The 4,180-nt window shown below is 34.0% G+C and carries 5 protein-coding genes; 1 reads left to right on the top strand and 4 read right to left on the bottom strand.

Annotated features, from left to right (window positions below):
* Positions 1-119: 119 nt before the first annotated feature.
* From AB1630_10850 to AB1630_10840, 3 genes are all read right to left on the bottom strand, one after another.
* Entirely contained in the window at positions 120-1,091 is a 972-nt protein-coding gene (locus tag AB1630_10850) for a TolC family protein (protein ID MEW6104289.1), read from the bottom strand.
* Positions 1,072-2,550 carry a hypothetical protein gene (locus tag AB1630_10845; protein MEW6104288.1) on the bottom strand — a complete coding sequence of 493 codons (1,479 nt, stop codon included), beginning with the start codon at positions 2,548-2,550 and terminating at the stop codon, positions 1,072-1,074. The genes AB1630_10850 and AB1630_10845 overlap by 20 nt, the downstream gene beginning before the upstream one ends.
* Positions 2,551-2,663: 113 nt before the next feature.
* Complete coding sequence (locus AB1630_10840) at positions 2,664-3,155, bottom strand: hypothetical protein (protein ID MEW6104287.1); 492 nt, start codon at positions 3,153-3,155, stop codon at positions 2,664-2,666.
* A 163-nt stretch (positions 3,156-3,318) separates the two neighbouring features.
* On the opposite strand from AB1630_10840, the gene AB1630_10835 reads away from it, so the two are divergent.
* Positions 3,319-3,654, top strand: a complete 336-nt coding sequence (locus AB1630_10835; GenBank protein ID MEW6104286.1) for a helix-turn-helix transcriptional regulator — start codon at positions 3,319-3,321, stop codon at positions 3,652-3,654.
* A 335-nt stretch (positions 3,655-3,989) separates the two neighbouring features.
* Here AB1630_10835 and AB1630_10830 read toward each other — a convergent pair.
* Positions 3,990-4,180 (bottom strand): hypothetical protein (locus AB1630_10830; protein MEW6104285.1); only part of this gene is annotated, 191 nt, incomplete at its 5' end.

The following is a 4,180-nucleotide window of genomic DNA, read 5'->3' as shown; positions in this document are numbered from 1 at the left end:
ACATTGGGATTTCATTTGTCATTGGGATTTGGACATTGGGATTTTTATTCTTTGGCTTCATTATTTTCCTTAACATTATCTAAACATATACATTCCTTATTTCCCTATAGGGTGAATAGTTACGAAATAATTAAAGTTGGCTTATTGATACTTTTAGCAATATCTATATTTCTTTTAATCTGTAAAAGCTCTATTTCAGCCTTTTGTACCTCTGGACTATTTTTAATTGCTTCATCAATACTTTTGTCAATATTCTCGTTTAAAACCATAGCTTCAATTTCTTCATTTAATTCAATCTCAATATCCTCATTTAATCCAAGAAGTTGTAAGAGCTTCCTTTGAGAACCCCCTTTTTCTTCTTGTGCCTGAATTAAAAAATCCCTATCACAAGATAATTGCATTTGGGCATTCATTACATCTAATTTTGGAACATAGCCTAATTTCAGCCTAGATTCTGTCCATTTTAATAATTGCTTGGATAGATTTACCTGTTCTTCTGTTTGTTTAACTAATCTTTTGATTCGTATGAGCTGATAGTAATTATTGATAACATCAAAAACCAATTGTTCTTCTGTTAATCTATAATCTATATTTGCCAATTTAAATTCCTCCTCACCATTTATAAATGGTAATCTCTGTTGTAGCCTTCCTTCTCTACTTAAAGGCTGGTTTAATTCTATGGAAATAAATGGATTACTTAAGAATTTTTCAGATGAAGGGATTTTATTTTTACTCAACCCATATCCTTGCGATAGTGTCAAAAGCCCAGAGGAGGGAGTAATCTTTGACCAAGTAGAGCCTAATGATGTAAGGTATGTATCTTGGGTAGATGAAGCAAGGGAGGTTTTGCTTCTTTTCTTTTGAGCCTTTGATTCTAAAGCAACATTGAGTTGATGCTTCTTATAAATTGCTTCCAAATTTCGCTTTGCTACCTCAAGATTGTTATTTGCATTTTTTATATTTGGATTATTAAATAAGGCAATGGATATTGCATCTTTAAGCGAAATGGTCAGTTTCTCCGAGGCATTACCTATGCTTGAAAAGAATATTGCAAAACCAAGGATGATAATTTTACTCCTCAAACCAGTCAATAAGGTATTTCTTGGAAGGGCTATCTCTTTGCCCTAATGTTTTAGAAGAAGAGGGGTCTTTTAGAGAAAAAGAGAACCATCCAGGGTTATATTTATCCAGCAATTCCTCTAAATTTTCTGATTGAACCTCTCTAATAGTGCCATAATCAATAAGATTCCATTTCCCTGTAGTTTTATCTTTATATACACAAATAGCATGGGTTAAGGATGTAGCTATTATTCCACAGGTATAAGCTTCATAGCCATGCTCTCTCAAAGCATAAGCTTCAAACCCCATCTGTTCAGTGCAATTTCCCCCTTTTAATTCAAAAACTCGGGAAGGGAGGTAAATCTTAAAAAGGTCATCATTATGGTCATCAAGATACCTAAAATAATTATCTGTATACCAGGCTACCTTATCAGGGGAGTCAAGGAGGCTTATAGTTTCCTCAAAGCCTAATGAGGAGAGATTAGCAGGAGGATTAGACCATTCTCCCCTTTGAGAAGGACCAGAAGATGTAGTTGGAATGCTTATTTTTCTATCTTGAATAACATCCTTTAGTATCTCTGGATTCTTTCCCCCTAATGTAACTTGAATTCCATAGGTTTCTTTGTTATTTTTGCTATTTGCCCAAAATAGAGAAAGACTGAATTTTGAAAATTGTCTCTCAAATTGCACTCCATACTGGTTTTGTTCATATCCAAAAAGGCCTTCAAGAGACCAATTATTTAATGAAAGAGAAAGAATAGACCTTTTTCCTTGGTCAAAGGCATCTTGAGAGTAAAGTTGTGTCTTTAAAGGAAAATAAGAGGATACCTCAATCCCTTTTCTTTTTAAGCCTACCATTGCCTCATAGTTTTGCAAAGGGGTTATTGGCGCATAGGATGAGGTTTGCATAAATCCGTTTATTCCTCCATTTATTACACCCCTTTCTACATCAAAGCCAAAGTAGCCCCTTAAAAAGCTCATCATTCCAACAACATATCCCAAGTGCTCTTCATCCCATAACTTAGGAGATGGAATAGAAAGAATGCCCTTTGTTCCTATGTTCCATTTTATGGAATTTAAGGCTGACTCAAGCTTTCTATTAAGGGTAAAAATATAGGCAGTTGTTGGTTCTTTACTATATGAATTCCAATCTGGAATAAATAGGGATTTAAGATATGCTATTCCAATCCCCTCTTCTGTAATATACCTTGCTTTTTTAAATACCCTTCTTTCATTTTTTCTATCTATCTTGAGAAGAATAGAATTTTTTAAGAGATTATCTTTGTTAATATGGGATATTTTAAAGGACATTCCATCTTTTTCAACCCTAAATCCTGTTTCAATGATTTCTCCCAGGTTTTCCCTTTTTAAGATTAACCTTGTCTTTATACCTTTGTTAAATCCTTTATTGTAGATTATATCTTTTGTCCCTAAGGTTAATGTAGATTGAGTAAAGCAAGGTAAAGAAATGCATAAAATTAATCTTTTCATCTTATTTATTCTTTTCAATATTATATCATCTTTCTAGCTGACACTGGAAGGGATAGAGAAATTCGTTGAAATTAATTCTTTAGCGTTCTCTATCCCTTCTTTAAGTTAAGCATTTACGGTGTCTCTGTAATTTTTATGGTTGCCCTCTTTGAATCATCATTAGGACTTGCATTTCTATCCACAGAAACCCTCCCTTCAATCCAACCAGTTCCTATATCTTCTACTTGTGGTATGCGCTGGAAAAAGTAACAGTAGTCTGAGGTTCTTATCTTATATGTTGAAGAGACAGAAAGAAGTGGTTTTCCATTAGCTGGCATTACAGTCCAAGTAACAGTCATATCGTGGTTGCATTCTTTTCCGTTGTTCTTTACTACAACAACAGCATATGCGGTATCTCCTGGGCAAATTACATTTCGTGGTCTATTAATAACTTCGGGTGGTCGTGGTTTTGATGCAGGAACAGGGAGGATAGAGTAGTAATTTACTATTCTATAAGCAACAGTATAAACATCAGATACAGTAACATCATGGTCGTGTTTAAAGAAAGAACAACCACATAACATAACACCAACAATGCTCATTACTACTACGAATATTCTATTCATCTTTTCTCACCTCCTCTCCTTTCTAGGAGCTATTATTTTTTACCTTAAAGTTTAATCTATTTTAATTATACCATATATGCTTAAAAATGTCAAGAAAAAAATTTAATGAATTTATCCTATCGTCTCTTGTTTTTATCCCTTAAATGAGGTAAAGTAAATTCCTATGAAATTAGAGGCTATGTTAGGAAGAAAGATTCAACAAATAAGGAAGTCTTTGGGGTTGTCACAAGAGGCTTTGGCTAATAAATCAGACTTACATCCAACCTATATTGGCAGAATAGAAAGGGGGGAGGTAAGCCCTACAATCAATGTTCTTAATAAAATTGCAAATTCCCTTGGTCTTCCTTTAGATAACCTCCTTTCTTTTGAAAAAGAAAAAGAAAGCATCCCTGATTTTTTTGAAACCATAACTTTATCTCAAAAGGCTTCTCCCAAATATCTGGATTTGATAAAAAGGGTGTTAAAAGAAATAATAAGGTGGGAGAAAGAAAATCGTTAAAAGGAACAAAAAAACCCTTAATCTTTTTGAAGAGATACTAGCTAGCCTTGTAAAATGGCTAGAGGAAAATAAATAATCCTTAAAGGACATATTCTTTTACGATGATAACTTTGCCTCTGACAAAGAGAGGACAAAAATCCTTCTTGAGGTAATAGCAAAAAAGGGGATTTTTCCAAAACAAAATGAGAGGCAAAGCATAAAGAGGCTTAAGGTATTTTTAACGAGCTTCTAAAGAAGAAAGAAACCCTTGTCTATCCTTAATTTATGTTATCCACAAAAAACCCCGTAGAACCAATATTTTTTTGTTTTTTATTTTCCCTGCTTTTATTACTTCCTCATTCTAATCCCAAGAGCCTTCCTCCCTGATAGACAATGAAGGATACTACCCAGGCAACTGCTGTGGTATAAAATGCAGTAAAAGCTGCCCAGGCCCAGGAATTTGTCTCCCTCTTTATCACGGCAATCGTAGCTATGCAGGGTATATAAAGCAGAACAAAGATCATAAGGGCATAAGCAACTAATGGAT

It is taken from the genome of bacterium (assembly GCA_040753555.1).
Taxonomy (GTDB): domain Bacteria; phylum UBA9089; class UBA9088; order UBA9088; family UBA9088; genus JBFLYE01.
This window is presented reverse-complemented; position numbering and strand designations above follow the sequence as displayed.

Coding starts and splice junctions, on each gene's coding strand:
- AB1630_10845 (MEW6104288.1), bottom strand. CDS start 2,550: ATGAAAAGATTAATTTTATGCATTTCTTTACCTTGCTTTACTCAATCT.
- AB1630_10835 (MEW6104286.1), top strand. CDS start 3,319: ATGAAATTAGAGGCTATGTTAGGAAGAAAGATTCAACAAATAAGGAAG.
- AB1630_10840 (MEW6104287.1), bottom strand. CDS start 3,155: ATGAATAGAATATTCGTAGTAGTAATGAGCATTGTTGGTGTTATGTTA.